The organism is Rathayibacter sp. AY1C5, from assembly GCF_002931705.1.
Taxonomy (GTDB): domain Bacteria; phylum Actinomycetota; class Actinomycetes; order Actinomycetales; family Microbacteriaceae; genus Rathayibacter.
Window position 1 is genome coordinate 131,881 of the sequence record NZ_PSWD01000002.1, and the last position, 25,961, is coordinate 157,841.

Consider the following 25,961-nt stretch of genomic DNA (forward strand, 5'->3'; position numbering starts at 1 on the left):
GCGGGTGCCTCCCGCGCCCGCTGAGCGGCTCCGCACGACGAACGAGGAGGCGCGGTGCCCGCACCCGACTGGGCCGTGATCCTCCCGATCGCGGCCGTCGTCGTCGAGCTCGTGGTCCGCGTGATCGCCGTGATCGTCGTGCCGCGGAACCGCCGTCCGACCACCGGCCTCGCCTGGCTGATGGCGATCTTCCTGATCCCGTACGTCGGCATCCTGCTGTTCCTCTTCATCGGGAGCTACCGGCTGCCGCGCAAGCGCCGCCGGAAGCAGCAGGAGATCAACCGGTTCATCCTGGAGTCGACCGACGGCATCGACCGCGTCGCCCGGGAGCACCCGTGGCCGCAGTGGCTGGAGTCGGTGGTCACCCTCAACCGCAACCTCGGCGCGATGCCGCTGGTCGGCGGGAACGACGCGCGCCTCCAGGGCGACTACGAGCAGACCATCCGCGCGATGGCCGCCGAGATCGACCGCGCCCGCCGGTACGTGCACTGCGAGTTCTACATCCTCGCCGCCGACTCGACCACCGCGCCCTTCTTCGACGCGCTCGACCGCGCGGTGGCCCGCGGGGTGCGGGTGCGGATCCTCCTCGACCACATCGCGTCGATCCGCGTGCCCGGCTACTACAGCGGCACCCACCGCCGGCTGCGCGCCCTCGAGCGGGCGGGCGCCTCGTGGTCGTACATGCTCCCCGTGCGGCCGTGGCGCGGGCAGTACCAGCGGCCGGACCTGCGCAACCACCGCAAGCTGCTGATCGTCGACGGCAACGCGGCCTTCATGGGCTCGCAGAACGTCGTCGACTCCAGCTACAACAAGCGCGGCAACATCCGCCGCGGCCTGCACTGGCACGACCTGATGGTGCGCCTCGAGGGGCCGGTGGTGCAGGGCATCAACGCCATCTTCATCACCGACTGGTACAGCGAGACCGACGAGCTGCTCCTGCGGGAGTCGGAGCCGATGGAGGCGCTGCAGCAGCGCGACACCATCGACTGCCAGGTGGTGCCGAGCGGCCCGGGGTTCGAGGGCGAGAACAACCTGCGCCTGTTCCTGACGCTGCTCTACTCGGCGCAGAAGTCGATCATCATCACCAGCCCGTACTTCGTGCCCGACGAGGCGATGCTCTACGCGATCACGACGGCGACCCGGCGGGGCGTGCACGTGGAGCTCTTCGTCTCCGAGATCGGCGACCAGGCCGTGGTCTACCACGCCCAGCGCTCGTACTACGAGACGCTGCTGACCGCGGGCGTGCGCATCTGGATGTACCGCAAGCCGACCATCCTGCACGCGAAGCACTTCACGATCGACGACGACGTCGCCGTGATCGGCTCGAGCAACATGGACATGCGCTCCTTCACGCTCAACCTCGAGGTCTCGCTGATGGTGCGCGGCTCGGAGTTCGTCGAGGATCTGCGCCAGGTGCAGCAGGACTACCGCGAGCACTCCCGTGAGCTGACCCTCCGCGAGTGGCGGCAGCAGCCGCTCCGCTCGACCCTGCTCGACAACCTGGCGCGGCTCACCTCGGCGCTGCAGTAGCGCGGCTCCCGTCCGCCCGCAGGCGGAGGATGCGCGGCCCCGACTCGTCGCGCAAGTCCCTGTGCGGGCCGCCGCGCCCCGCGTAGCGTCGGAGCGTCCTCAGCACCATCCGGTTCCGCCTGCCCGGCGCCGGGTTCGAGAAGGGAACGGACATGACGGCATCCCGTACGACGCGCATCCTCATCCTCGGCGGCGGCTACGTCGGCCTGTACACGGCCTGGGGCCTCGAGAAGAGACGGGGGGAGGCGCCGATCGACGTCACCGTCGTCGAGCCGAACCCCTACATGACCTACCAGCCGCTGCTGCCCGAGGTCGCCGGCGGGCACGTCCAGCCGCGCCACGTCACGGTGCCGCTGGTCTCCGCGCTCAAGCGCACCCGCGTGATCCGCGGCGCGATCACCGGCGTGAGCCTCGCCGAGCGCAGCGCCACCGTCGCCGCGATGGACGGCTCCACCCGCACGATCGAGTTCGACCAGGTCGTCTTCGCGCTCGGAGCAGTCACCCGCACGTTCCCCACGCCGGGCCTCGCCGAGCACGGCATCGGCTTCAAGACGGTGGAGGAGGCGGCGCACCTGCGCGACCGCGTCATCGAGAACATCGCGGAGGCGGCGCTCACCACCGATCCCGCCGAGCGCCGGCGCCTGCTCACCTTCGTCTTCGTCGGCGGCGGCTACACCGGCGTCGAGGCGCTGAGCGAGCTGCTCGACCTCAGCCGCAAGACCCTCGCCGCACAGCCCTCCCTCTCGATGGGCGACGTGACCTGGCACCTCGTCGAGGCGCTGGACCGGGTCGCCCCCGAGGTCGGTCCCGAGCTCTCGAAGTGGACGCTCGACCACCTCCGCTCGCGCGGCGTGCACGTGCACCTGAAGACGACGATGCCCTCCTGCGAGGACGGCGTCGTGGAGCTCTCCTCGGGCGAGCGCATCCCGACGGCCACGATCGTGTGGACCGCCGGCGTGAAGCCGAACCCGATCCTCGACGCGACCGACGCGCCCCGCGGGCCGAAGGGCCACGTCATGGCGGATGCGCGCCTGCGGGTCATCCGCGAGGACGGCGAGCCGGTGGGCGGCGCCTGGGCGGCCGGCGACGGCGCGCAGGTGCCGGACCTCACCAGCGAGAAGCAGCCCGCGTACTACCCGCCGAACGCGCAGAACGCGGTCCGGCAGGCCAAGCTCCTGGCGCGCAACATCATCGCGGACCTCACCGGAGGCACCGTGGAGGAGTACCGCCACGCCTCCGTCGGGACGGTCGCCGAGTACGGCATCGGCAAGGGCGCGGGCCTGATCAAGGGCGTGAAGCTGCGCGGCCTCCCCGCCTGGCTCGCCCACCGCGCCTACCACGGAGCGGCGATGCCGACCCTGGACCGCAAGTGGCGGATCATCACGGGCTGGCTCGTCGACGCCGTCACTCCGCGCGACCTCTCGCCGATGAGCGCGCTGCAGGATCCGCGCCGCGCCTTCCGCGAGACGGCCGAGGCCACCGATCGCGAGGCCGCTGCGAAGGCCGCCGCGAAGAAGGAGTCGGACGCGTCCTGACGCGCCGGTGAGAGCGCGGGAGTCGCGGTGGTCGAGCGGGATCATCGCGACTTCCGCGCTCCCGCGTCGGCGGCCCCGCCTCGGAGCGCCTCGGCCTGACGGTCTCGGCTCAGGCCCGGCGGCGCGGCTTGAGGCGCACGGTCGGCAGCACGGGCGCGGGGAGCGCGCGTCCGCCGTACCCGTCGACGGTGCCGAACGGTCCCGCGGGATCCGCCCCGGCGATCACGTCGGACTGCCAGCGCTCGCGGGCGGCCGCCACGTCGTCGTGGCTGCGGCCGACGAAGTTCCACCACATCACCAGCTCCTCGGCGAACGGCTCGCCGCCGAGCAGCACCACGCGGGCGCCCGCGTCCCCGGCGGTCAGCATCAGGTGCGAGCGGCCGGGCGCCAAGTAGGCGAGGTCCGAGCGCGGGACGTCCGCGCCCTCGACCGCCACCGGGCCGGCGTCGACGAGCACGCCGTACTCCCACGACTCCTCGACCGGCAGCTCGACCCGGGCACCCGGCTCGAGGTCGATCTGCGCGGCGACCAGCGGAGTGAAGGTGCTCGCGGGCACCGACGCGCCGAGCATCCCTCCGACGAAGACGCGCACCAGCGCGCCGGGCAGCTCCACGGGCACGCCGCGGTGGTGCTCGAAGAACGGATCGACGAGCCGCGCCTCCTCGGGCAGCGCGACCCAGAGCTGCACCCCGTGCAGAACGGGCGCGCCCCCGGTCGAGACCTCCGAGTGCGAGATGCCGCGTCCGGCCGTCATCAGGTTGAGCTCGCCCGGGCGCACCACGGCGAGGCTGCCGACGCTGTCGCGGTGCTCGATCTCGCCCTCGAAGAGCCAGCTCACGGTCTGCAGGCCGGTGTGCGGGTGCGGCGGGACGTCCATCCCGGCCTCCTCGCCGAGCCGCACCGGGCCGTAGTGGTCGGCGAAGCACCATGCGCCGATCGTCGAGCGCGAGCGCTGGGGGAGGGTGCGGCGCACCTCGATCGCGCGCGGACCGCCGAGCGGGACGAGTCGCGCCTCCAGGATCTCGACCGCGCCGGACTCGCGAGGGACCGGCTCCGCGGCGACGGGGAGCTCGTCGGGATGCTCCTCCAGGTTGCTCATGCGGGAAGTGTATGCCTTCGCATGGACCGGTGGACGGGACCGCCGCCCGCACCCCTCCGGATCGCGTGCACGCCCAGGGCGAACAGGCCTGCTCACCGGGGGGAGCGCTGGTTACAGTCGACGTATCGGAGCCCACCCCTGCGGGTTCTGTAGGGAGTGACAGCATGTTCGAGAGATTCACCGATCGCGCGCGGCGCGTCGTCGTCCTGGCCCAGGAAGAGGCCAAGATGCTCAATCACAACTACATCGGCACGGAGCACATCCTGCTCGGCCTGATCCACGAGGGCGAGGGAGTGGCCGCCAAGGCGCTCGAGTCCCTCGGGATCTCGCTCGACGCTGTGCGCGAGCAGGTGCAGGACATCATCGGCCAGGGGCAGCAGCAGCCGACCGGCCACATCCCCTTCACGCCTCGGGCGAAGAAGGTCCTCGAGCTGTCCCTGCGCGAAGCGCTGCAGCTCGGCCACAACTACATCGGGACCGAGCACATCCTGCTCGGCCTCATCCGCGAGGGCGAGGGCGTCGCCGCTCAGGTGCTGGTCAAGCTCGGTGCCGACCTGAACCGCGTGCGCCAGCAGGTCATCCAGCTGCTCTCCGGCTACCAGGGCAAGGAGCAGGTCGCCGTGGGCGGTGAGCAGCAGCAGCCTCAGGGGGGATCGCAGATCCTCGACCAGTTCGGACGCAACCTCACCCAGGCGGCGCGCGACAACAAGCTCGACCCGGTCATCGGGCGCGAGAAGGAGATCGAGCGGGTCATGCAGATCCTCTCCCGCCGCTCCAAGAACAACCCCGTCCTGATCGGCGAGCCCGGCGTCGGCAAGACCGCCGTCGTCGAGGGCCTCGCCCAGGCGATCGTGCGCGGCGACGTGCCCGAGACGCTGAAGGACAAGCAGCTCTACACGCTCGACCTCGGCTCGCTCATCGCCGGATCCCGCTACCGCGGTGACTTCGAGGAGCGCCTGAAGAAGGTCACGAAGGAGATCCGCACCCGCGGCGACATCATCACCTTCATCGACGAGATCCACACCCTCGTCGGCGCAGGGGCCGCTGAGGGCGCGATCGACGCCGCCTCGATCCTCAAGCCGCTGCTCGCCCGCGGCGAGCTGCAGACCATCGGCGCGACCACGCTCGACGAGTACCGCAAGCACTTCGAGAAGGACGCCGCTCTCGAGCGCCGCTTCCAGCCGATCCAGGTCGCGGAGCCGTCGCTGCCCCACACGATCAACATCCTCAAGGGGCTGCGCGACCGCTACGAGGCGCACCACAAGGTGTCCATCACCGACGGCGCGATCGTCTCGGCGGCCAATCTGGCCGACCGCTACATCAGCGACCGCTTCCTCCCCGACAAGGCGATCGACCTGATCGACGAGGCCGGCGCACGCCTGCGCCTCTCGATCCTCTCGGCGCCGCCGGAGCTGCGCGACTTCGACGACCGCATCGCCGTGGTCCGCTCCGCCAAGGAGGCCGCGATCGAGGACCAGGACTTCGAGAAGGCCGCGTCGCTGCGCGACGAGGAGAAGCAGCTGCTCGGTGAGCGCCTGCGCCTCGAGAAGCAGTGGAAGTCGGGCGACGTCAAGGCCACCGGCGTGGTCGACGAGGGCCTGATCGCCGAGGTCCTCGCCCAGGCGACGGGCATCCCGGTCTTCAAGCTCACCGAGGAGGAGTCCTCGCGGCTCGTCTTCATGGAGAAGGCCCTGCACCAGCGCGTCATCGGCCAGGAGGAGGCCATCGCGGCACTCTCGCGGACGATCCGCCGCACCCGCGCGGGCCTCAAGGACCCCAAGCGCCCCTCGGGCTCGTTCATCTTCGCCGGCCCCACGGGCGTCGGGAAGACCGAGCTGGCCAAGGCGCTCGCCGAGTTCCTCTTCGACGACGAGAATGCGATGATCTCGCTCGACATGTCGGAGTACGGCGAGAAGCACACCGTCTCGCGGCTGTTCGGCGCCCCTCCCGGGTTCGTCGGCTTCGAGGAGGGCGGCCAGCTCACCGAGAAGGTGCGCCGCAAGCCGTTCAGCGTGGTCCTCTTCGACGAGATCGAGAAGGCGCACCCGGACATCTTCAACTCGCTCCTCCAGATCCTGGAGGAGGGTCGACTGACCGACGGCCAGGGCCGTGTCGTCGACTTCAAGAACACCGTCATCATCATGACCACCAACCTCGGTGCTCGTGACATCGCCGGTGGTCCCGTCGGGTTCCAGATCGAGGGCGACAACGCCACCGGCTACGACCGCATGCGCGGCAAGGTCAACGAGGAGCTCAAGAAGCACTTCAAGCCCGAGTTCCTCAACCGCGTGGACGACGTCATCGTCTTCCCGCAGCTGTCGAAGCCCGAGCTGCTCCAGATCGTCGACCTCTTCATCAAGCGCCTGGGCGACCGTCTGCTCGACCGTGACATGACGGTGGAGCTGACGCAGCCGGCCAAGGAGCGCCTGATCGAGGTCGGGTTCGACCCGGCCCTCGGTGCGCGCCCACTGCGCCGCGCGATCCAGCGCGAGATCGAGGACCAGCTGTCCGAGCGGATCCTGCACGGCGAGCTCGGCGCCGGAGACCACATCCACGTGGACTTCGCCGACAACAGGTTCGTCTTCACCACGACCCCGCGCCTGATCTCGATCAGCGCCGGCGCGTCCACCGGAGCGGCTACGGCCGGCCCGGCGACGCCCGACCTGATGTCGTAGCAGGCTGCCGAACGACCCCGTGCCCGTCCCCTCTCGCGAGGGGGCGGGCACGTCGTCGTCCGGGGGTGGGCGCCTGCTCGCAAAATCCCGCGCCCGGTGCGGCCTAGGCTTGTCGAATGGCCGATTGGAAGTACCCGGTGCGCCGCGCGCGCACGAGCGATGTCCCCTTCATCCAGGAGCTCAGCGAGCCGCTCGTGAACGAGCGCATCCTCCTGGGCAAGGACCGCGTGGTGCTCTACGGCGCCGTGCAGGAGTTCCGCATCGCCGAGGACGGGCACGGGACGGCGATCGGCTGCGGTGCGCTCCATGTGATGTGGGACGACATCGCGGAGGTGCGCACCCTCGCGGTCGCGCAGGACTGGCTCGGGAGGGGTGTGGGTCACCACATCCTGGAGCGCCTCGAGAACGACGCGCGCGAGCTCGGCCTGAAGCGCCTGTTCTGCCTCACCTTCGAGGTCGACTTCTTCGCCCGCCACGGCTTCGAGCCGATCGGCGAGAAGGTCGTCGACCCCGAGGTCTACGCCGAGCTGCTCCGCTCTCCCGACGAGGGAGTCGCCGAGTTCCTCGACCTCGCCCGGGTGAAGCCGAACACGCTCGGCAACACCCGCATGCTGAAGACGCTCTGACCGCCGCCACGTCGTAGCCTGTCCCGGTGACTCCGCCGCCCCGCCGCCTGCCCTCCCGGGTCTACCGGCGACGCCGCGCCGGAGTGCTGCTCGCGCTGGTCGTCATCGTCGCGGGCCTGGCGGTGGTGCTGTCGCTGCTCCCGCGGATGACCGGCTCCGACGCCGCGTCGAGCCCCACGCCGACGGTCGTGCTGCCGACGCTCTACCCGACCACCTCGCCCGGTGCGACGCCCGGCGCCGCACCCGCCTGCACGGCCGACTCCGTCGCCGTCACCGCGGTCACGGACGCCACGAGCTACGCGCCCGGCGAGGATCCGCAGCTCTCGCTCTCGCTGGCCAACATCTCGAGCACCGACTGCGTGATCGACGCGGGCACGAGCAAGCAGGTCTTCACGATCACGAGCGGCTCCGAGCAGATCTGGACCTCGACCGACTGCCAGACCGGCGCGGCCGATCTGCCGGTGCTCCTCCAGGCGGGCCGCTCGGTGATGGGCAGCGCGCTGACGTGGGACCGCACCCGCTCCTCCGCCGACACCTGCTCCGGCGGACGCGAGGCGGTCGAGGCGGGCGGCGCCGCCTACAACCTGTCGGTGTCGGTCGCCGGCATCCCCTCGGGCTCGCCCACGCAGTTCCTGCTCCAGTAGTCCGCCCGGGGGACGTGCCGGGCGTGCGTCGGCGCGTAGCATCGCAGGCATGTGGGGGCTGCTCGGCACGATCCTGTCCGCCTCGACCGGCCGGGCGGGGGTGGTCGCGCGGCGCGCGGCGGCCGGGGCCCTCGCGGTCCCGCTGCTGGTCGGTGGGGCGGCGGCGCAGGCCGTGGCGGCTCCGCACCCTGTCGCGGCTCCGCAGCCCGTCGCGGGTGTCGTGCGCGCGGATGTGGACGGCTTCCGGTTCTCGGAGTACTCGGCCGACTTCCGTCTCGACCGCGACGAGGAGGGCCGCTCGACGCTGACCACCGTCGAGACCTTCGTCGCCGAGTTCCCGCCGTCGCAGAACCGCGGCATGCAGCGCGCGATCCCGCTCGACTACGAGGGGCACCCGACCGACGTCGACCTGGTGTCCGTCACCGACGGCGACGGGGAGGCGCGGCCGGTCGACACCGAGCGCGAGGACGGCTTCCTCCTGGTGACCAGCGCGGCGGACGAGTTCGTCAGCGGCAGCCAGACCTACGTCTTCACCTACACGCAGCACAACACGACCCTCCCTGGATCCGGCACGCGCAGCGGCGAGGACGAGTTCTACTGGGACGTCAACGGCACGGGCTGGCGCCAGTCCTTCGACCGCTACGACGTGCGCGTCGAGCTCGCCGGGTCGCTGGCCTCCGCCGCGACGGGGACCGTCAGCTGCTACCGGGGACCGGAGGGCTCGACGACGCCCTGTCCCATCGGCCGCGACGGCGCGGTCGTCACGGCATCGGGGGAGTCGTTGGCTCCGGGGGAGAACGTGACCGTGGCGATCGGCTTCGCTCCCGGGACCTTCACGCCGCGCGACGACCGCTACCTCGCCTCCGGCTGGTCCTGGGTGCAGCTGGGCGGCCTCGCCGCGGTCCTGATCGGCCTCGCGCTCGCCGTGCACCGCCGCCGGACCGTGCTCCGCGACGCTCCCGGCCGCCCGACCGTCGTCGCCGAGTACGACCCGCCCGCGGAGGGGCTGTTCCTCTCCGCCGCGCTGCTGCGGAAGACGTCGAAGGCCCCCGCGGCCGGACTCCTGGACGCCGCCGTCCGTGGTCTCGTGCGCATCGAGGAGACGGGGGAGGGGCGGAAGCAGGAGTACGCCGTGCGGGTGCTCGACCCTGCGACGACGCCGACGCGACGCGCGGGACGCCCGCGGCCCCTCGCCTCCGACGACCGCGAGTTCCTCGACATCGCCCTCGGCCGGGCGCCGGGGACGGTGCGTGAGCTCTCGGGCAAGGACAAGGAGTTCGGCAAGGCCGTCGGACAGTTCCAGACCGCGCTGGGCAACCGGGTGACCGAGGCGGGACTGAAGAAGGCCGGGACGATCGGCGGCAGCGTGCTCGTGATCGTCCCGCTGCTGCTGGGTGTCATGGCCGCCTTCCTGGGCGCGATCCTCCTGATGACCCGCTCCTTCGGCGGAGCGCTCCCGCTCGTGCTGATGCTGGTCGCGATCGTTGCGGCCGTCGTCGGGACGATCCTGGTCTCGAGGGTGCCGCTGACGGCCGCAGGCGCGGAGCTGCGCGACCATCTGCGCGGGCTCGAGCTGTACATCCGCCTGGCCGAGGCCGACCGGATCGCGATGCTGCAGTCGCCCCGCGGGGCGGACCGGCGCGCGGTCGGACCGGTCGAGGTGGTCGAGGTGACGGAGCGCCTGCTGCCGTGGGCCGTGCTCTTCGGTCTCGAGAAGGAGTGGTCGGCGGAGCTCGCGTCGGCCTACGAGCGCACCGGCGAGGAGCCGGTCTGGTACTCCGGACCGAACGGCTTCCACGCGGCGGCCTTCGCCGGCAGCGTGTCCTCGTTCTCGTCGTCGACGTCGAGCTACGTCGGATCCTCGTCGAGCTCCTCGAGCGGCGGCGCGGGCGGCGGCGGCAGCTCGGGCGGGGGCGGCGGAGGCGGCGGCGGGGGCGGCGTCTAGGGGCAGGCTGCGACGGGCGGCCGCGGCGGAGCGGACGCGTGCGGTGGTCGCGCGGAGCTGTCGGGTAGTGCCCATGGAGCCCGTGTTCGCCTCCGGTGGCGATCCTCGACCATGCGGTGGACGGGGGCACCCGCTCCTCCGAGCGGTGGACGGGTGCCTGTGCAGCATGCCGCGGACGCGGCCGTCAGTGCGCGGGCACCCGCTCTGGACGGATGCGCTCGGGAACGGGGACGAGCGCGTGGGTGATCGCGCTCGAGAGGGTGAAGGCGCTGGAGTCGAGGTGCGAGGAGTGCCCGAGTCGTGTCGCTTCGGAGGCGCGCTGCTTCGCTCCGGAGGCGGGCCGGATGTCTCCCGAGAGGCTGATCTCGCCGAACGCGGCGATCCCGGGCCGCAGCGGCGTGTAGGCGTGGGCGGAGGCGATGGCGACCGCGATCGCCAGGTCCGCCGCCGGCTCCATGAGCTTCACGCCCCCGACGGTCGACACGTAGACGTCGCAGCGCCGCAGGGGGATGCCCGCCTGCCGCTCGAGGACCGCGAGGATCATCGCGACCCGGGACGCGTCGACTCCGTTCGTGACGCGGCGCGGGTGCTCGCCGTCGTTCGCGATCACGAGCGCCTGGATCTCGACGGGGAGCGCGCGGCGTCCCTCCATCGCGACCGTGACGCAGATGCCCGGGGTGGGGAAGCGGGTGCGGCTGAGGAACAGACCGCTCGGGTCGGGGATCTCGGCGATGCCCTCGGCGGTCATCTCGAAGCAGCCGACCTCGTCCGTCGGGCCGAAGCGGTTCTTGAGCGAGCGGACGAAGCGCAGCGCCGTCTGCCGGTCGCCCTCGAAGTGGCAGACCACGTCGACCAGGTGCTCGAGCAGGCGCGGCCCCGCGATGGAGCCGTCCTTCGTGACGTGTCCGACGAGCACGAGGGGGAGCGCCCGCTCCTTGCAGACGCGGATGAGGGTCGCGGCGACCTCGCGGACCTGGCTGGGACCGCCGGGCAGGCCGTCGACGGTGTTGCTCGCGACCGTCTGCACCGAGTCGACGATGAGCAGGTCCGGCCGGACCTCGTCGATCTGGCCGAGCACGGTGGCGAGGTCGGTCTCGGCCGCGAGGAAGAGGCTGTCGTGCATCGCGCCGGTGCGCTCGGCCCGCATGCGCACCTGCGCGGCCGACTCCTCCGCGCTGACGTAGAGGACCCGCTGGCCCTCGGCCGCAGCGCGGCTCGCGACCTCGAGCAGGAGGGTCGACTTGCCCACGCCGGGCTCTCCCGAGAGCAGCACGACCGCGCCGGAGACGATCCCGCCGCCGAGCACGCGGTCGAGCTCGCCCACGCCGGTGGGGCGGTGCGCCGCCGACGTGGTCTCGATCTCGGTGATGGGCCGCGCGATGCGGCCGGCGGCCGGAGCCACAGCGGCGACCGCGCGGACGAGGCCGGTGCGCTCGGTGCTCTCGATCACGGAGCCCCACTGCTGGCACTCGCCGCAGCGGCCTACCCACTTCGCGGTCGTCCATCCGCACTCCGAGCAGCGGTACGGGGCGGTGCGCGTCTTCGAGGAGGCCATGAGGTCCTTTCGGGGCGGAGGAGGGGGACGAGCGCGACGCTACGGGGGACCCCCGACACCGCCGCTCATTCGAACGTGTCTTCGACAGTACCGTCGACCACCGACGCCGCGAGCGGGGCGCGCCAGACCGGGGGAGAGGTCTCGGGGAAGCCGTCTGTCGAGGAGCGTCGTCGCGGAGGGGCGGAGGCGGAGGATCGCGCCTCGGAGAACGACTCGGCCCCGAGCGCCGCTCCGTCGGCGTCGGACGTCTGCGGGAGACTATGGGACATGCCCTCGACAGTGCACGTCCTCAAGTCCGGCCGCCCGCTCGGAGTCAGCTGGTCCGGCCCCGAGGGCTCCGAGCGGGTCGTCGTCCTGGCGCATCCCGCTCCCGGCTCCTCGGACTTCGACCCCGACCCGGAGGCGACCGCGCGCCACGGGGTGCGCCTGCTCTCGTTCGACCGCCCGGGCTACGGCGCCTCCTCCCTCCTGACCGACCTCGACCCCGCCGGAGCGGGCGTCGGCGCCAGCCCCGAGCAGGCCGCCGCCGACATCGCCGAGTACCTCGCGACCGTCGGCATCGCCTCCGTCAGCGTCGCCGGCTGGTCGGCGGGAGGCCGCGTGGCCCTCGCGCTCGCCGCGAACTACCCCGGCCTCGTGGAGCGCGTCGCCGTGATCGGCACGCCCGCTCCCGACGACGCCGTGCCATGGGTCGGCGACGAGAACCGCGCCGAGCTCGCCCGCCTGGCCGACCTCCCGCTCGACGAGGCCGTCCGCTCGCTCACCCGCACGCTCGAGGGCGCCTTCGGCCCGACCCCCGCCCCGGACGCCCTGCTCGGGATGCTCGGCTCCGGCGACGCCGACACCGCGGTGCTCGAGACCCCCGGCGTCCGCGAGCGCCTCTCGCGCATGCTCGAGCGCGCCGTCGCCCAGGGCGCCCTCGGCATGGCCGCCGACCTCATCGGCTACGGCGTGCAGGAGTGGGGCTTCGCCGTCGAGTCCGCCGAGCCGCCCGCGCTCCTCCTCTACGGCGCCGAGGACGCGGTCGCCGGCCGCCGCCACGCCGAGTGGTACGCCGCACGGCTGCCCGACTCCCGCCTCGCGGTCGTGCCCGGCCGCGGCCACCTGCTCGCGATCCCGGAGTGGGACCGCGTGCTCGGCTTCCTCCTCCCCGCCTGACGGCGGCCCGTCCGCTCGATTGGCGCGACTTCCGGCCGTCGCGTACACTCGATCCCGGTACCGTGTCCGAGCGGCCGAAGGAGCATGTCTCGAAAACATGTGTGGGCTTGCGTCCACCGTGGGTTCAAATCCCACCGGTACCGCCACGAAAAGACCCCCTAGATCCCAGTAATACTGCGGATGTAGGGGGTCTTTCGCTTTGCATTGAGACGCTCGTGCCCACTATTTGCCCACAACCGCGCGCGACCGGGCGTCATCCATTGCGACGGCGACGGCATCGAGGTCGTCGTCGAAGAGGTCCGCGTAGGTGTCCAACGTCATCGCCGCGGAGGCGTGACCGAGCATCCGTTGCACGGCCTTGACGTTCGCCCCGGAAGAGATGGCCAGCGACGCTGCTGTGTGCCTGAGGCCATGCAGCGTGATAGTGGGGAAGTGCGAATCCGCGATCTGGATCTTGCGAAGTCCCGAGACGAACCAGCCGCGTCGCCCATCGGGCGTCCTGACGTAACTGATGCCGTCGCCGAAGAGGATGGCGTTGGGATCGCGATGCTCGGTCAGCTCGTGAAGCGCCTCATCGAGGAATGGGGGGAACGGGACCGATCGGGCTTCGTGCGACTTTGGCGTCCCAACGATGATGCGGCCCCCGACACTTACCGCATTTTCGCGGACTTGCACTCGTCGGCGTTTCCGATCCACGTCACCGACACGAAGCCCAGTAGCCTCGCCCCATCGCAGGCCCGTGTACGCGAGGAACTCGACCAGAGTGCCGTGGACGAAGGAGCTCGGGTCGACTCTCGACGCGACGACGAGCCAGATCACGAGCAGCACCGCCGAGATGGTCAAGGCCAACCTCGCGGCCAAGCAGATGTTCCTCTCCTTCGAGTCCGACTCCGCGTTCGACTCCGCCGAGAAGCTCGGCCTGAACCTGGATCTCGTAACCAGCGCGGCCCTCGGCGAGATCGACGCGCTGAAGGAGCTGAACGAGGAGCTGTCGGTGGGCACGGTCGGCTCCGATAAGTACAAGGCCGCGCTCGAGGAGAGCGGACTCTCCGCCTCCGACTACACCCTCGCGGTCGCCACGGTCACGAAGGAGGTGACCGGCAACTCGCGGAGCATCGAGGAGGAGATCCGGGTCGCGCAGCAGAAGCAGAACGCGGACGCCGGCAGCGCTGAAGCGTTGCAGACGGCCGCGGAGGCCTACCTCGCGGAGGGTGAGGCGGTCGGCGACCTCACCGACCAGCTGACGCAGCTCATGGCGAAGGTCGACGAGGCGAACGGCAAGAACCAGGATGCCGTCACCGCGAACCTTGCCTATCAGCAGTCGATCGATGACGTGGACGCGCAGATCCAGAAGGCCCGCGACGGGATCGAGGGCTACTCGCTCGGGCTCGACGAGAACACGCAGACCGGCCGCGACAACTACGGGATGCTGATCGAGCTGGCGAAGAACGGCCGCGATGTTGCCGACGCCCAGTTCCAGGCGACCGGCAACACTGCCGCCTACAAGGCAGCGCTCGATGCGTCCAAGCAGGCCGTCTACGACCGCGCGCTCGCCCTGACCGGCAACGCGGACGCAGCGCAGGCCGTCGCCGACAACATCGCCGAGATCCCCTCCGAGACGGAGTGGAAGGTCATCACGGAGACCGCTGAGGCGCAGCGCAACATCGACCTCTTCGTCCGCAACAATGACGGCCGGCAGATCACCATCACCGTGAACGAGGCACTCGGCGAGCGGGTCGCCCGAGGACCCGGCGGTTCCGGCGGGATCGTGGCGACGTCCGCGAACGGCAACCTGTTCGCCTACTCGGGAACAGCGGTGGCCGCGACGAACGGTGCGCTTGCGTTCGCGAACGGCGGGTTCGCCCCCGGTATTTACGCGGGCAGGGCCGGCGCGATCCACAAGTTCGCGGAGCCCGAAACGCGGTGGGAGGCGTACATCTCCGGCAAGCCAGGTGAGGAGGCTCGCAACATCGCGATCTGGAAGGCGGCGGGCGAGCGGCTGGGTGCCTACGACGGGCGCTACGGGGACGGCGGGATCGATCCGCGCAGCCTGGCCCCGATGCCGGCGCACTACTCGACATCCAACACGTACGGCGGGAAGACCGTCGCGCCAGTCGTTCAACTCAACGGGCCGATGTACTCCTACGACCCGTCGAAGCTCGGACAGACCATCGCGCGGAAGCAGTCGCAGGCGCTCGCCCTGTACGGCGAGTAGCCAGGTTGGAGCAGACACTCGAGGGGGTGCCTGCTCCACCCTGGGCTTCTTCGTACTGGCCTCGTCCGTGCAGATGCCCCCAGGATGGGAGAGGAGAAGCCCTCAGCGGATGCGAAGCCCACCACAGTAGAGTCCTCGTATGACGGAACATGGTCAGAGCCAGCCCGCGCCGTCGTCGCTTGAGCGTCCTCCGGTGGTCGAGGTGGCGCTCGGAATCCTCTTCCCTCCGGTCGGGCAACTCGGATTCCGGGTTCTTGGTCGCCTCCACGACGAGTGGTCGAACCGATACCCGGTGAGCCGCGAGGTGGCGGCCGTTCCGTACATGATGGACGTTGACGATGATTTCACTGCTCCGCCGGTGCGACTCTGGTCCGAGTCGACCGACGGCTCTTTCGTCGTTCAGGCCCAAGCTGACCGCATCTTTCTGAACTGGCGGCAGGTCGAGGGCGCTTCAACGTACCCGCGCTGGCAGTACATGCTTTCAGCCTACCTAAGTGTTCTCAGTGATTTCCGTAATCTATGCGCAAGTCAAGGAATCGAACTTCCTCGACCACTCGAGATCGAGGTCACATATGTGAATCTAGTTCGCATAGATGCAGATGAAATATGGCCTGACAAGATCTCCTTCCTGCGCCCGCCGGAAGTTTCCTTCCCTGGGGAAGTGCAGGTGGAGCGGGCGCAAGTAATGACTGAGGTAGAAGTAACCCCGATCGTCAATGTGTCCTCTTCAATCACTACCTCCTTCGAGCCATGGCTACCGGGTGGAAACCCTCGGAAAGAAGCGGTTGTTACCGTGCTGACGAGAATTCATGTCTTCGAAGCGGAAGACGAAGTGGGCGTGGAAAACGCGATGCATGCCGCTCATCAGCTTGCGAACGATACATTTAAGGCCGCAACCACTACGCGGGCGCAATCTCAGTGGGGAATGTTCAAATGATGATTACGGAACATTGGACCGCGCATGAAGTTGCAGGTAGCGAAAACCTCCTCGGAAGTCTTCTTTACTCAAGTGATATCACGACAGATCAGTTTGTCGAAATGCCGACTACCGTTCCCGATCAAAGGTTCTTTCACTGGACCGAACGGCCGCTGACCAGAGAGCACCGATGGCTTCAGCTGAAGGATCACATCTCACGAGGTCAGGCCATCACCGTTTCTCAAAGTATCCCCTTGTCCATGATGACTCAGTCCTCAGACATGCTTACGATTTCGCTTGCGGCGGTCGCACAGCGATCTGTTAGCTTGGAGTTCGAGGATCTTGAGGGTGCGGTGAGCGCGCTTGTTCTCGGCAATGCTAGGAAGATAGCAATCGCCCTCTATGCCTCCCTAGGCGCAACAGCCGCTACCCCTACAGAGAACGGGACAATTAGTCTCGAATGGGAGCCGATCGAGGGCCGTTTTGCAACTTTAGAGGTTGGGCGCAGTGCGTTCGGCCTGCTCGTCTCTGTTGACGGTAAACCTGCACTAATGCAAAACGGCGGAATTGATGATGCCGTAACTTACGGGCCAGCCATTCGTGAGAAGCTCCAACTATCAGCCCACGGCGCACCAAGCTTCTCGAGCTACTTCGCTTGACGTGGAATTGCCAGACGTCGTTGGCGATGCGGAAAGTGTCGCCCGAGCGCTTGCTAAAAAGCAAATTCGTAGTGGCATGATGCCTTGGCAAGCCCTAGCCCCGTCTGTAGGGGGTGGGGCCTGCTCTGTCATTCGCACCGCGATTGGTGAAGACGAGGTAAAGCGACATGCGGTTGATAGGCATGGTGCAAGATATATAGGTGTCGCTGTGGCAAGTGTGCAGGACCTAAGGGAGCTGTATGGCGACGCTGATATCGAGCCTGATGAAAAGAACTCCTTCGTCGGGCATGCAAACTTTCATTTTGGATATCCCCGACCACCGACACCTGGCGAACCCGAAGAGCCAACGACGGTAAATCAGGAATACCATGACGCGGTGATAAAGTATCGTGCATATGCTGCGCTTTTCAACGCCTTGCTGGATAGGGCTGACCATCTAACCGCCGAATGGAAGGGGGACACCATGGTTCCCCGCGCTAAGACGAGCGCGATAGTCTCGCCGCCAACTACTGCAAGCGGAGTCGCCTAAGCGGTTAGCATCAACCTTTCGTATTCTAGGCACGACCGTTTGTCATCGCAAATTACACCGGTCGTAAGCTACCGTTGCGGAGTGCCCCGGGCCAAGCAGACGCTCACCGAAGAGCAGAAAACGCGCCTCAGAGCCGCACAGTGCTCGTTGGAGGATGCTGAGGCAGAGCTGCGCGACGTCGTGCGCGACCTCCTCAACGAAGGGGCCTCCATCCGCGAACTCGCAGCCGCAGCGGAGATTTCCACCAACACCGTCCAGAAGTGGAAGCGGGGGGAGTAGCTGTCTTCAGGACGTGACGCAGAAGCCGCTCGAGCGGATCGCTTCAAGGATCTCCGTTGCCTGCTCATCCGTGGGCGTGAAGGTTGCCGTCTCGAACCTCAACTTCGTACTCGAGATCAGGCCCTCCGGCGAAACGCCGCCAAGGATTGACGAGCACTGGTCCCTCGAGTGATTCACCACCCCGTCGTCGCTGACGAGAGCCGGATCGATTTCGTTCAGGTACGCGATCAACAGCGCCTCCTGACCTGCGTTTGGGCTGGGGATCGAGTAAGGAGCCGCAACGGGAGCGGAGGTAGAGGCAGTGGGGGCTGGCGGCTCGGTGGCAGGCGTTGACGTCTCGGTCGGGGAAGAGCTGAGCGTCGGCGTAGAAGTCACGGCCGGCTCACCGCTCGGAGCTGGCCCAGGCTCATTAGCCGAGCAACCGGCGAGGACGAGGGCAAGGCCGAACACGAAGAGCAGGCGCTTCATGTCCCGATCCTACTGATTAGACGATCAGCAAAACTTCTCGGGCGAGCGCTTTTATCGGTGGTTTCGGCGACGATCGCTCCCCCAACCTCGTTGCGGAGCAGCAAGGGGGCGTTTCGTCGTAGGGGGTTGATCGCTACCCGAAGCTGTCCACGCGCGTCGACATCGTGCCCCCGTCATTCGCGATCACTGTGCATTGATACGCCGACCGGATCAACGCGCCAAACCCGTTCTCTGCATCCACCGTTCCACGCACCGTCCACGTGCCACCACCAGTCGCCGTGCTGTTGAAGTCGGCGGTCGCCGGCGCCTTCAAGAGATCCTCAATCCGCGCCTCGCACTGCGCGATCGCCTCGTACTCGTTGTCGCCGTCGTACTCGTCGTCGCTCCCAGCCTGCGTAACCAACCGCACGCAACCCACAAACAGGAACACCACGATCGCCAGAATCCCCAGGTACTTCAAGATGCGACCGAACAGTGTCAGCTCGGGCTTGTCCAGCTTCGGAGCGGGAGCCGGCACAGGCGGCGGCGCCGGACGAGACGCCCCCGTCCACTTGCTGCCATCCCACTCGCGCTCGAGCGGCTCGCCCCCTTGGTCCGGGTACCAGCCCGGCGACATCGTCATGGCCGGAGCCTAGCGATCCCGGAGACCAGCTCCCGAGCAGGAAGCGCAGTTCTACCCAGTGTCAGCGGTCCCCGCCACGATCGACGCATGTCGCACCACTGGACCCCGCTCTCGATGGTCTCGAGGTCCGTCGTGCCTTATGAATGGCGCATGGCCGACAAGCGCGAGGATCTCGGCTGGATCAGGCTCTTGGAGTACCAGGGCCGGCCGACCTACGTCTGCGTCACCCGCAGCAAGTGGGTCGTCGGCGGCGGGGACACGCTCCGTGAGGCGGCTGAAGCGTTCCTCGCGTGGTCTCGTGCGCGCTGACCCCACTAGCTTCCAGGTCGACCTTCGCCGAGGTCGATGTGACTGGTAGCTCGGTCGCTGAGCAGACCCAGACCGATTAGGAACAGGATGCCGGCGCCGTACCCATCGACAGGGTGCAGCGTGACGATTGACCGCACCAAGAGCAGGATGGCGATTGCGACTACCAGGTCACTGGCCGCGAGGGTCAGTGCCTCCATGCGTCCGCTCGTCTTGCTCACCTCACGATGGTAGTTCGACCGCCGACCCCTCCTGGTGGGCGCCTCCTCGGCGGGTAGCAAGCTGTCCACTTACCGCCGGTAAGTGTGCTCTGCCGCTGGCAGGTGATACCTCGGGTATCACCCCTTGCCAGCGGCAGAGCAAGCTATAGACATACCCGGGGTAAGTCGGCTTGGTCCCCTCCAACGGTTGTCGTCGTGGTCGGTTGCACCTGGGCTTGAGACCCCGCTGGCGCAGCGGATGAAGGTCGGTATGGATCGTCTCGTGGAACGCGGTGAGATCTGGGCGTACAAGGAGACACCGAAGAAGGCGCCGGTCGCCGTTCGGATCGTCGGGATGGGAACGAGCGCGGCCACTCCGAAGGTCAAGATCGAGTTCATCGATGACCGCTTCGAGGGTCTGCGGAGGTGGGTCACCGTGCGCAAGCTGCCGGTGCTTTGGGACGACCTCGACGCGTGGATCGAGCGCGAACGGGTGATCGCCTCCGTCGCGAACTGCCGGCGACCTGGCCTCATTGAGGAGCTCACACTGATCGTGGCGATGAGTGACATGCCCGAGCATGTCGCCGAGTACGACTACAAGCTCGGGTACATCCGAGACGAGGAAGAGTTTGAGCGCATCGCGGGTGTGAGCGCCGACGTGATCAGCGCAGGGCTGCCGTGTTTCTACGACGAAGACGGCCTCAACCTCCCGATCGAGGGGGCCACTCGTATGGCCAAGGCCGTGGCTGCCGCTCGACCCACGAAGGTGCTCAAGTGGGTGAATGAGCGGGAGCTTGAGGAGCAGGAGTGGTGCCGGTACGGCCAAGACTTTGACGACGTCATCGACCCGAGCATCAATCGGCACTGGTCTGCGGAGTACTGCCGCGAGCGGTACCGCGATCAAACGCAACCGATGCTCGAGCAGCTACGGAACTGGTGCGGGTATGAACCGGACGGCTCCAAGCGCGAGACGCCCGAGGATGTGCTGCAAGGGCAGCTGGACGACTCGGTGGCCCTCGCTGAGCGGGCCATCGCGATCCTGCGCCATTACGGCCACAAGCACGACGCCGACGACCTGTCCAAGCGCCTGCGCGATGCGCTCGGACTCAAGCGTCTCTCGGAACGAAGGGGACGAGGCAAAGGCTGGTTCGAGCGCGACTGACCTCCGCCCACATACTGCCCACAACTTGCGGTGCGCTCCGTGACCCGGTGAGACCGGGTGCGACCCTCGATGCCCCAAATGACGGGCGAAAGAGCCAGTGTGCCAGGAGCGCGCGGAAGGCAATCGGGTTCAAATCCCACCGGTACCGCCAACGAGAAGGCCCCCCGCTTCCACGGAAGCAGGGGGCCTTCGTCGTTCCCGGCGAGCTCCGGCGGTCGCGACGTGCGGGTCAGCCGGTGTGGAGCAGCCAGGAGCGGCCGGCGCGCAGGGCCCGGTACAGGCGCCTGATCGCGTGGTCGGCCTCGGCCGAGCCGACGTCCGAGAAGGAGCCCGCCCCGCCCCAGAGCCCGAGCGCGTCGGCGGCCGCCGCCCGGACGTCTCGGTGGGTCGTCGCTCCGGTGAACAGCTCGTCGAGCCGGTCCGCGACGCGGGCCCTCGCGCCGTCCTGCTGCGACCGTGCGACGTCGCGCACCTCGGCGACGGCCGCCGTGATCTCGGCGAGCACAGCGGGGATCGTGCGGTCCATCCTCCTGAGCCTAGGAGCGCGAGCGCGAGCGCTGCGAGGCGGCGTGGGTCAGGAGCGTCGCCACGACTCCGACGAGCACGCCCAGCGCGGTCTCGAGCGCCCGGTCGCGCAGCAGCACGAGCTCGTCGACGGGGTGCGCGAGCTCGACCATGAGGATCGCGAGCGGAGTGACGAAGGCGAGGGTTAGGCCGTAGTTGCGGCCGACGACGAGCTCGGCGGTCATCTGGAGGAGCACCACCACCACGATCACGGCGAGCGGGGAGAGCGGCAGGGCCAGGAGCGCGGCCGCGATCAGCACTCCGACGATCGTGCCCAGCATCCGGTGTCCCGCGCGCACGAGCCGGGCGCCGGCGTCCGCTCCTGAGACGGCTGCGACGGCGGAGACCATCGCCCAGTAGGGGTGGCCCAGGCCCGTCGCGGTCGGGATGGTGCCTGCCACCAGGACGACGGCCCCGAAGCGGAGCAGGGCGGCGCGCGTCGCCGGACGGGCCGCCGCCGCGCGGAACGAGGTGCGCCACGGCGTCGGGGCGAGGCGGCGTGCGCGGGGGAGCGCGAGACCGCTCAGGCCGACGACGAGCGAGAAGGCGGCGGAGCCCGCGGCGAGAGCGACGGCGAGCGGGATCCGCGAGGGCTCGGACGGGACGGACGCGCACGCCGTGACGGCGAACACCGGGAACAGCGGGCCGGGCGGGTGCCAGTGCAGGGCGTCGCTGAGGTAGGCCGCCGCGACGGTCACGGCGACCACGACGGGGATGATCAGCCAGTCGCGGTGAGGGGAGAGGGAGACGACGGTGCCGAGGGTCACGGTCGTGACGAGGAACGCGGCGGCCGACAGTTGCATCAGCAGGCGCGGCCGGTGCGTGTGCTGGCGACCGTAGAGGGCCGTGAAGGCGCCGAAGGTCGCGTAGAGGGCGAGATCGGTGCGGCCGAGCGCCCAGAGGACGAGCAGCGGGACGGCGATGGAGACGCCGGCGCGCAGGGCGACGCGATGGGCGCCGGCGTGCGGGCCGAAGGCGAGGAGCTCGCGGGGGTGGGGCAGAACGGGGGTGGCGGCCATCGGGTCCTCTGATCGGGGTCCGAGCGGCGGCGGCCGGAGAAGTGTTTCACGGGTGAAGCAGATATACTTTACGTGTGAATAAGTCTGAAAGCCAGCCGGGCGACGCGGTCGACGAGATCAGGGCGGGCTGGGCGGTGCTGCGGCCCGAACTCGACACCTCCGCCGTCGACGTCGTCGGGCGGCTGATCCGCGCCTCCGCGCTGATCGTCCGGGCGACGGAGGAGCTGCTCGCCGCCCACGGGCTGACCCGCGGCGAGTTTGACGTGCTCTCCACGCTGCGTCGCGCCGGCGCTCCGCAGTCGCCGACGACCCTCCGGACGATCGCCCTCGCCTCCGCTCCCGCGATCACCAAGCGCGTGCACTCGCTGGAGCGTCGGGGCCTGGTGCGGCGCGCCGCGAACCCGGCGGACGGGCGCGGCTCGCTCATCACGCTGACTCGCGAGGGGGAGGAGCTGGTCGACCGGGCCTTCCCCGAGGTGCTCGATGCCGAGCGGGCGCTGCTCTCGGGGGTGCCCGCCGATCTGCGGGCGGAGGCGTCGCGCTCGCTCCGCGCGGTGCTCGCGAGCGTCGAGGCCGCCGCGAGTCGGTGACCCGCGTGGTGACTGCGAGGCGGCGGGCGCTCGCTACCGTGGTCCCATGCGCCTGACCTCGAGCTTCACCGTGCCGACGCGGCCGCCGGTGCTGCAGCTGGTCAAGACGGCGGCGGCCACGGTCGTCACCTGGCTCCTCGCCGGCGTCGTCTTCCCGGGGACGCTGCCCGTCTTCGGCGCGATCGCCGCGCTCCTCGTCGTCGCGCCGAGCATCAACCAGTCGTTCTCCAAGGCCCTCGAGCGCTCGGTCGGCGTCATCATCGGCGTGATCGTCGGATCCGTGATCGGCACGGTGCTCGGCGGCGAGAGCATCATCGTTCTCCTCGCGATCGTGGCCGCGATCGCCGTCGGGTGGGCCGTGCGCCTGACCCCCGCCTCCGCGGTGCAGATCCCGATCAGCGCGATGCTCGTGCTCTCGGTGGGCGCGGTCACGCCGAACTACGCGCTCGACCGCATCCTCGAGACCCTGCTGGGCGCGGCGGTGGGAGTCGTCATCAACGTGCTCATCGTCCCTCCGGTCGTGCTGGCACCGGCCGAGCGGGCGATCGGAGACCTCACCGCTCAGCTCGCCGCCGCCCTCGACGACCTCGGCGACGCCCTCCAGGCCCCCGTCCCGCGACGCCGGCTCGACGAGCTGCTCATCAACGCCCGGTTGCTGCAGACCATGCAGAGCAAGGCGGAGGAGGCGATCGCGACCGGCGAGGAGTCCCTCCGCCTCAACCCGCGCCGCTCCGCCCACCGCGACCGGCTGCTGGCCCTCGACTCCGTCGTCCCGCGGCTGGGGCGCATCGTGACCCGGGTCCGCGGCATGACGCGGACCGTGCACGACCTCTACGACGACGAGCTCGTCGGGGAGCCGACGATCGCCGACATCGCCGTCCAGCTGCACCGGGCCGCCCACGATCTGCGGCTCCTCGTGCAGTCCTCGGTCGACGTTCCCGAGCCGGAGGCGATCACGGACGAGCTGCCCGCTCTCACCGCGCCGCTCGTGATCGCGACTCCGCACCCGCAGCACTGGATCCTGCTGGGGGCGCTCGCCGAGGACCTGCGGCGCATCCGCGAGGAGATCGTCGGCGCCGAGTCCTGACGGGCGGGCGCCGAGTGGCGTCGGCGGGAGGGCTGCTCTCGCGAGCGCTCGGCGTCTCGCGCCGCGCGACATGCGGCTCGTGGTGGCCTGCGGTGGTCAGCCGTCCTGCTCGCCGTCCTTCCTCGGTCCGCCGCCCTCGACGAGTTCGCCGTCGCCCGGGTCCGGAGCGACCTGGTGCAGTGCCTCGGGATCGCTCGCCTCGGCGTGGAGGGTCTTGCCCTCGGCGATGAGGGAGTCGTCGTCCACGAGGATCCCGGCCAGCTCGGTGATGCGTCCCCGGAGAGCGCCGATCGGGTCCTCGGTGGGCGCGTCCTCCTCGGCGTGATCGACCTCCGAGTCGGGGTAGCGGCGGAGGGCGGCCTCGTCCCGGTCGGGCCGCGGTGCACGGGCGTGCTCGACGCAGAGGCGGGCGACCTCCTCGGCGTGCGCGTGCATCACGGAGTGGGAGGCGTCGGGGATCTCCCAGGCCCGCGCATGCGGCATCGACCGGGCGATCTCCTCCGCCCACTCGCGCGGAACGAGCCGGTCGAACTCGCCGCGGATGACGAGGGCGGACGCGCGGATCCGGGGGACGGTCTCCTCGATCCGGTAGTGCATCATCTCGGGCAGCACACGGGAGAACCAGCGCGGTCCGCAGAGGAGGTAGGCGCCCGCGGCGAGGATCGCGACCTTGAGGGGCTCGCGGACGCTCGACTGGGCGAAGCGGAGCGCGGCGGTCGGGAGGCGGCGCTCGTGCCGGTTCATCACGGGTCCGAGCAGGACGATGGTGGTCAGCTCCGGACGGCGCGCGGCGAGCTCGGCCACCACCTGCGTCCCCATCGAGTGGCCGAGGACGACGGGATCGTCGAGGCCGAGCTCGTCGATGACGGCGCCGACCAGCTCGGCGTAGTCGCCGATGTCCATGCGCCGCGCGTCGATCGGGTGCGGCACGCCGCCGAAGCCCGGCAGGTCGAGAGCGTGCACCGGGCCGAACTCGTTGAGCGCGGGCGCGAGGCGCTCGAAGTACGTGGCCGCGACTCCGATCCCCGGCACGAGGACGAACGTGCGCTCGCCGTCGCGCCCCACCGTGCTCACCCGCGCCCAGACGTCGCGGTGGTGCACGCGCTGGACCGAGACGTCGGTGCTGCGGGTGCGGCGGTGAGGATCCCGCCCCCGGGAGCGCGTGGTCGCGAAGACGTCGCGGACTCCGCGCCGCAGAGTCGTGGCGAGAGTGGGGAGGAGGTCGCTCGGGCGGAGCACGGGGCCTCCTTCGATCGGGGGAGTCGGTCGCTGCGAGCCTAGGCGCTCGCCGCCGGGCTCAGATCAGCATGTCGTCCGACCTGTGGAGGATCAGGCGGGCCGGCCCGGTGCGGAGGACGCCGTTGGTCAGGGGGGCGGTGCGGACGCCGCCGCGCCTCCGCATCGCCCGGAACGCCCCGGGGGCGAGCACGACGTCCATCCAGGCGCAGGGGTTGGCCGGTCGTCCGCCCTGGAACTCGATCCGCTCCCCGCCCTGCTCGATCGCGAACGTGCGGCCGGCGAGCGCATCGACGTCGGCGCCGCGGACGATGATGTTGCGGCGGGTGTCGGCGGGGTCGAAGGGCCCTGCGCCGAGCTCGGCGGCGATGTGCTCGAGGGTCTCGACCGCGAAGAGCGTGATCGCCGCGGGGCGGTGCGCGCGCTGGGCGAAGAAGCGGTCGCCGACGATGCCGAGGCCTGCGCGGATCTCGATCCGCTCGGGCTGCTCGTTGCCCTCGGACGGCACCGGGCCGTCGGCGGGGCGGCCCTCGTAGCGGTGCAGCGGAGAGACGACGAAGCCCACGAGCTCGATCGCGGCGGCCTCCATGAGCCCACGGTACGCCGTGAGGGGGAGCAGCGGCGTCCGCCCGTCGGAGGCTCTGCGAGGCGCTCCGAATTGCCAGGGAGGAAGCGGCGCCCGGGCGCCACAGGAGCGTCCAGGGAGGGAGCCCTCGCTGCCGCCGCCGCCGATTCGCGGAGGGGGCTCCCGGCATGTATAGTCGTACCTCGTTGCGTGCGCCTCTGGCCCACGCGATGGACTGCGCCCGTAGCTCAACGGATAGAGCATCTGACTACGGATCAGAAGGTTGGGGGTTCGAATCCCTCCGGGCGCACTCTGGTTGAGACAGAGCAATCCCCGGTATTACGCGGAACTAGCGTGATTCCGGGGATTTCGTCGTTTCGGCCCCGGAACCGATTGTGTGCAGTTTGTGTGCACGGGGCACCAGCGCGGCCATCGCGTCCTGCGCGGCCGTTCCGATCAAGTGCCCATACCGATCGCTCGTGATCTGGATGGACGAGTGGCCCACCATCTTCGACACGATCGCGATGGGCACACCCGCCGCGATCAGTCGCGAGACGCCCGTATGCCGGAGCCCGTAGAGCGTCAGCGCCGGTAGCTCCGCCTGCATCGGGAGACGCTCGAAGAGCTTCGTGACGCGCTGCGGGTACAGGGGCTCGCCCCGCTCGTCCGTGAAGACGTAGCCCTGATCGGAGTAGGCCGCACCCCATTCAGCACGCTCGTCAGCCTGCCGGAGTTGCCAGGCGAGGAGCGTCCCGACGAGGTCGGAGGCGAGCGGGA

Annotated in this window: 25 protein-coding genes, 2 tRNA genes and 1 pseudogene; 17 read left to right on the forward strand and 11 right to left on the reverse strand. The window is 69.6% G+C overall.

Features of this window, described 5'->3' with window-relative positions; genetic code table 11:
- Positions 1 to 54: 54 nt before the first annotated feature.
- Complete coding sequence (gene cls, locus C5C57_RS02980) at positions 55 to 1,530, forward strand: cardiolipin synthase (RefSeq protein ID WP_104224093.1); 1,476 nt, start codon at positions 55 to 57, stop codon at positions 1,528 to 1,530.
- 152 nt (positions 1,531 to 1,682) lie between these two features.
- Entirely contained in the window at positions 1,683 to 3,065 is a 1,383-nt protein-coding gene (locus C5C57_RS02985) for an NAD(P)/FAD-dependent oxidoreductase (protein WP_104248061.1), read from the forward strand.
- Between the two features lie 109 nt (positions 3,066 to 3,174).
- Here C5C57_RS02985 and C5C57_RS02990 read toward each other — a convergent pair whose 3' ends face one another.
- Positions 3,175 to 4,164, reverse strand: coding sequence for a pirin family protein (locus tag C5C57_RS02990; protein WP_104248060.1), 990 nt, complete (start codon positions 4,162 to 4,164; stop codon positions 3,175 to 3,177).
- 164 nt (positions 4,165 to 4,328) lie between these two features.
- Here C5C57_RS02990 and C5C57_RS02995 point away from each other — a divergent pair, with 164 nt between their 5' ends.
- The 4 genes from C5C57_RS02995 (at position 4,329) to C5C57_RS03010 (ending at position 10,054) form a co-directional block, all read left to right on the forward strand.
- Positions 4,329 to 6,839 (forward strand): ATP-dependent Clp protease ATP-binding subunit, encoded by a 2,511-nt coding sequence (locus C5C57_RS02995; RefSeq protein ID WP_104234294.1) that lies wholly within the window; start codon positions 4,329 to 4,331, stop codon positions 6,837 to 6,839.
- Positions 6,840 to 6,955: 116 nt separating this feature from the next.
- Positions 6,956 to 7,465, forward strand: coding sequence for an amino-acid N-acetyltransferase (locus C5C57_RS03000; protein ID WP_104224089.1), 510 nt, complete (start codon positions 6,956 to 6,958; stop codon positions 7,463 to 7,465).
- A gap of 26 nt (positions 7,466 to 7,491) precedes the next feature.
- Positions 7,492 to 8,109 carry a hypothetical protein gene (locus C5C57_RS03005; protein WP_104226002.1) on the forward strand — a complete coding sequence of 206 codons (618 nt, stop codon included), beginning with the start codon at positions 7,492 to 7,494 and terminating at the stop codon, positions 8,107 to 8,109.
- Between the two features lie 49 nt (positions 8,110 to 8,158).
- Entirely contained in the window at positions 8,159 to 10,054 is a 1,896-nt protein-coding gene (locus C5C57_RS03010) for a DUF2207 domain-containing protein (protein WP_181069073.1), read from the forward strand.
- Between the two features lie 184 nt (positions 10,055 to 10,238).
- Here the strand turns inward: C5C57_RS03010 and radA are convergent, their stop codons facing one another.
- The gene (gene radA, locus C5C57_RS03015; protein WP_104297272.1) at positions 10,239 to 11,609 is read right to left on the reverse strand and encodes a DNA repair protein RadA; all 1,371 of its coding nucleotides are present in this window, start codon (positions 11,607 to 11,609) and stop codon (positions 10,239 to 10,241) included.
- 267 nt (positions 11,610 to 11,876) lie between these two features.
- Here radA and C5C57_RS03020 point away from each other — a divergent pair, with 267 nt between their 5' ends.
- Together C5C57_RS03020 and C5C57_RS03025 are read left to right on the forward strand one after the other, a co-directional pair.
- Positions 11,877 to 12,767, forward strand: a complete 891-nt coding sequence (locus C5C57_RS03020; protein WP_104297273.1) for an alpha/beta fold hydrolase — start codon at positions 11,877 to 11,879, stop codon at positions 12,765 to 12,767.
- 56 nt (positions 12,768 to 12,823) lie between these two features.
- A tRNA-Ser gene (locus C5C57_RS03025) sits at positions 12,824 to 12,913 on the forward strand.
- Positions 12,914 to 12,989: 76 nt separating this feature from the next.
- On the opposite strand, the gene C5C57_RS03030 is transcribed toward C5C57_RS03025, so the two are convergent.
- Positions 12,990 to 13,595, reverse strand: a complete 606-nt coding sequence (locus C5C57_RS03030) for a site-specific integrase (RefSeq protein WP_308471461.1) — start codon at positions 13,593 to 13,595, stop codon at positions 12,990 to 12,992.
- Here C5C57_RS03030 and C5C57_RS03035 point away from each other — a divergent pair.
- The 4 genes from C5C57_RS03035 to C5C57_RS03045 all read left to right on the forward strand — a co-directional run bounded on the left by C5C57_RS03035 (position 13,531) and on the right by C5C57_RS03045 (position 17,365).
- Positions 13,531 to 14,982, forward strand: a complete 1,452-nt coding sequence (locus C5C57_RS03035; RefSeq protein ID WP_258072723.1) for a hypothetical protein — start codon at positions 13,531 to 13,533, stop codon at positions 14,980 to 14,982. The genes C5C57_RS03030 and C5C57_RS03035 overlap by 65 nt on opposite strands.
- Before the next feature lie 139 nt (positions 14,983 to 15,121).
- Positions 15,122 to 15,919, forward strand: coding sequence for a TIGR04255 family protein (locus C5C57_RS03040; RefSeq protein ID WP_104297276.1), 798 nt, complete (start codon positions 15,122 to 15,124; stop codon positions 15,917 to 15,919).
- On the forward strand, positions 15,916 to 16,557 hold the full coding sequence (locus C5C57_RS17605; protein WP_146082342.1) for a hypothetical protein: 642 nt from the start codon (positions 15,916 to 15,918) through the stop codon (positions 16,555 to 16,557). Before C5C57_RS03040 ends, C5C57_RS17605 begins: the two co-directional genes overlap by 4 nt.
- A gap of 610 nt (positions 16,558 to 17,167) precedes the next feature.
- Entirely contained in the window at positions 17,168 to 17,365 is a 198-nt protein-coding gene (locus tag C5C57_RS03045; protein WP_104297277.1) for a hypothetical protein, read from the forward strand.
- A gap of 6 nt (positions 17,366 to 17,371) precedes the next feature.
- Here C5C57_RS03045 and C5C57_RS17610 read toward each other — a convergent pair whose 3' ends face one another.
- On the reverse strand, positions 17,372 to 17,833 hold the full coding sequence (locus C5C57_RS17610) for a membrane lipoprotein lipid attachment site-containing protein (protein WP_146082343.1): 462 nt from the start codon (positions 17,831 to 17,833) through the stop codon (positions 17,372 to 17,374).
- Positions 17,834 to 17,966: 133 nt separating this feature from the next.
- Entirely contained in the window at positions 17,967 to 18,455 is a 489-nt protein-coding gene (locus tag C5C57_RS03055; RefSeq protein ID WP_219827743.1) for a DUF2510 domain-containing protein, read from the reverse strand.
- Positions 18,456 to 18,542: 87 nt separating this feature from the next.
- On the opposite strand from C5C57_RS03055, the gene C5C57_RS03060 reads away from it, so the two are divergent.
- On the forward strand, positions 18,543 to 18,764 hold the full coding sequence (locus C5C57_RS03060) for a hypothetical protein (protein ID WP_104297279.1): 222 nt from the start codon (positions 18,543 to 18,545) through the stop codon (positions 18,762 to 18,764).
- Between the two features lie 5 nt (positions 18,765 to 18,769).
- Here the strand turns inward: C5C57_RS03060 and C5C57_RS03065 are convergent, their stop codons facing one another.
- Positions 18,770 to 18,982, reverse strand: coding sequence for a hypothetical protein (locus C5C57_RS03065; RefSeq protein WP_146082344.1), 213 nt, complete (start codon positions 18,980 to 18,982; stop codon positions 18,770 to 18,772).
- A gap of 250 nt (positions 18,983 to 19,232) precedes the next feature.
- Between C5C57_RS03065 and C5C57_RS03070 the strand changes: the two genes are divergently transcribed.
- Entirely contained in the window at positions 19,233 to 20,123 is an 891-nt protein-coding gene (locus C5C57_RS03070) for a hypothetical protein (protein WP_104297281.1), read from the forward strand.
- A gap of 229 nt (positions 20,124 to 20,352) precedes the next feature.
- Here the strand turns inward: C5C57_RS03070 and C5C57_RS03075 are convergent, their stop codons facing one another.
- Positions 20,353 to 20,649: a hypothetical protein gene (locus C5C57_RS03075; RefSeq protein ID WP_104297282.1), complete on the reverse strand. Its 297-nt coding sequence runs from the start codon at positions 20,647 to 20,649 to the stop codon at positions 20,353 to 20,355.
- Between the two features lie 10 nt (positions 20,650 to 20,659).
- Positions 20,660 to 21,706 carry an FUSC family protein gene (locus tag C5C57_RS03080; protein ID WP_104233499.1) on the reverse strand — a complete coding sequence of 349 codons (1,047 nt, stop codon included), beginning with the start codon at positions 21,704 to 21,706 and terminating at the stop codon, positions 20,660 to 20,662.
- A gap of 74 nt (positions 21,707 to 21,780) precedes the next feature.
- Between C5C57_RS03080 and C5C57_RS03085 the strand changes: the two genes are divergently transcribed.
- Together C5C57_RS03085 and C5C57_RS03090 are read left to right on the forward strand one after the other, a co-directional pair.
- Entirely contained in the window at positions 21,781 to 22,296 is a 516-nt protein-coding gene (locus C5C57_RS03085) for a MarR family winged helix-turn-helix transcriptional regulator (protein ID WP_104297283.1), read from the forward strand.
- A gap of 46 nt (positions 22,297 to 22,342) precedes the next feature.
- On the forward strand, positions 22,343 to 23,383 hold the full coding sequence (locus tag C5C57_RS03090) for an aromatic acid exporter family protein (protein WP_104225996.1): 1,041 nt from the start codon (positions 22,343 to 22,345) through the stop codon (positions 23,381 to 23,383).
- A gap of 96 nt (positions 23,384 to 23,479) precedes the next feature.
- Here C5C57_RS03090 and C5C57_RS03095 read toward each other — a convergent pair whose 3' ends face one another.
- Positions 23,480 to 24,622: an alpha/beta fold hydrolase gene (locus tag C5C57_RS03095; RefSeq protein WP_181069075.1), complete on the reverse strand. Its 1,143-nt coding sequence runs from the start codon at positions 24,620 to 24,622 to the stop codon at positions 23,480 to 23,482.
- 58 nt (positions 24,623 to 24,680) lie between these two features.
- Positions 24,681 to 25,208 (reverse strand): MOSC domain-containing protein, encoded by a 528-nt coding sequence (locus C5C57_RS03100; RefSeq protein ID WP_104297284.1) that lies wholly within the window; start codon positions 25,206 to 25,208, stop codon positions 24,681 to 24,683.
- A gap of 213 nt (positions 25,209 to 25,421) precedes the next feature.
- On the opposite strand from C5C57_RS03100, the gene C5C57_RS03105 reads away from it, so the two are divergent.
- Positions 25,422 to 25,494: transfer RNA gene (locus C5C57_RS03105), tRNA-Arg, on the forward strand.
- A 39-nt stretch (positions 25,495 to 25,533) separates the two neighbouring features.
- Here C5C57_RS03105 and C5C57_RS17945 read toward each other — a convergent pair.
- Positions 25,534 to 25,959 (reverse strand): annotated as a pseudogene (locus C5C57_RS17945) (tyrosine-type recombinase/integrase); the annotation flags it as partial.
- Positions 25,960 to 25,961 lie beyond the last annotated feature (2 nt).

What these genes read in the sequence shown, in the direction of transcription:
- C5C57_RS03060 (WP_104297279.1), top strand. Translation starts at nt 18,543, where the DNA reads ATGTCGCACCACTGGACCCCGCTCTCGATGGTCTCGAGGTCCGTCGTG.
- C5C57_RS03090 (WP_104225996.1), top strand. Translation starts at nt 22,343, where the DNA reads ATGCGCCTGACCTCGAGCTTCACCGTGCCGACGCGGCCGCCGGTGCTG.
- C5C57_RS03020 (WP_104297273.1), top strand. Translation starts at nt 11,877, where the DNA reads ATGCCCTCGACAGTGCACGTCCTCAAGTCCGGCCGCCCGCTCGGAGTC.
- C5C57_RS03000 (WP_104224089.1), top strand. Translation starts at nt 6,956, where the DNA reads ATGGCCGATTGGAAGTACCCGGTGCGCCGCGCGCGCACGAGCGATGTC.
- C5C57_RS03100 (WP_104297284.1), bottom strand. Translation starts at nt 25,208, where the DNA reads ATGGAGGCCGCCGCGATCGAGCTCGTGGGCTTCGTCGTCTCTCCGCTG.
- C5C57_RS17610 (WP_146082343.1), bottom strand. Translation starts at nt 17,833, where the DNA reads ATGAAGCGCCTGCTCTTCGTGTTCGGCCTTGCCCTCGTCCTCGCCGGT.
- radA (WP_104297272.1), bottom strand. Translation starts at nt 11,609, where the DNA reads ATGGCCTCCTCGAAGACGCGCACCGCCCCGTACCGCTGCTCGGAGTGC.
- C5C57_RS03040 (WP_104297276.1), top strand. Translation starts at nt 15,122, where the DNA reads ATGACGGAACATGGTCAGAGCCAGCCCGCGCCGTCGTCGCTTGAGCGT.
- C5C57_RS02985 (WP_104248061.1), top strand. Translation starts at nt 1,683, where the DNA reads ATGACGGCATCCCGTACGACGCGCATCCTCATCCTCGGCGGCGGCTAC.
- C5C57_RS03010 (WP_181069073.1), top strand. Translation starts at nt 8,159, where the DNA reads ATGTGGGGGCTGCTCGGCACGATCCTGTCCGCCTCGACCGGCCGGGCG.
- C5C57_RS03070 (WP_104297281.1), top strand. Translation starts at nt 19,233, where the DNA reads ATGGATCGTCTCGTGGAACGCGGTGAGATCTGGGCGTACAAGGAGACA.
- C5C57_RS03055 (WP_219827743.1), bottom strand. Translation starts at nt 18,455, where the DNA reads ATGACGATGTCGCCGGGCTGGTACCCGGACCAAGGGGGCGAGCCGCTC.
- C5C57_RS02990 (WP_104248060.1), bottom strand. Translation starts at nt 4,164, where the DNA reads ATGAGCAACCTGGAGGAGCATCCCGACGAGCTCCCCGTCGCCGCGGAG.
- C5C57_RS17605 (WP_146082342.1), top strand. Translation starts at nt 15,916, where the DNA reads ATGATGATTACGGAACATTGGACCGCGCATGAAGTTGCAGGTAGCGAA.
- C5C57_RS02995 (WP_104234294.1), top strand. Translation starts at nt 4,329, where the DNA reads ATGTTCGAGAGATTCACCGATCGCGCGCGGCGCGTCGTCGTCCTGGCC.
- C5C57_RS03080 (WP_104233499.1), bottom strand. Translation starts at nt 21,706, where the DNA reads ATGGCCGCCACCCCCGTTCTGCCCCACCCCCGCGAGCTCCTCGCCTTC.
- C5C57_RS03075 (WP_104297282.1), bottom strand. Translation starts at nt 20,649, where the DNA reads ATGGACCGCACGATCCCCGCTGTGCTCGCCGAGATCACGGCGGCCGTC.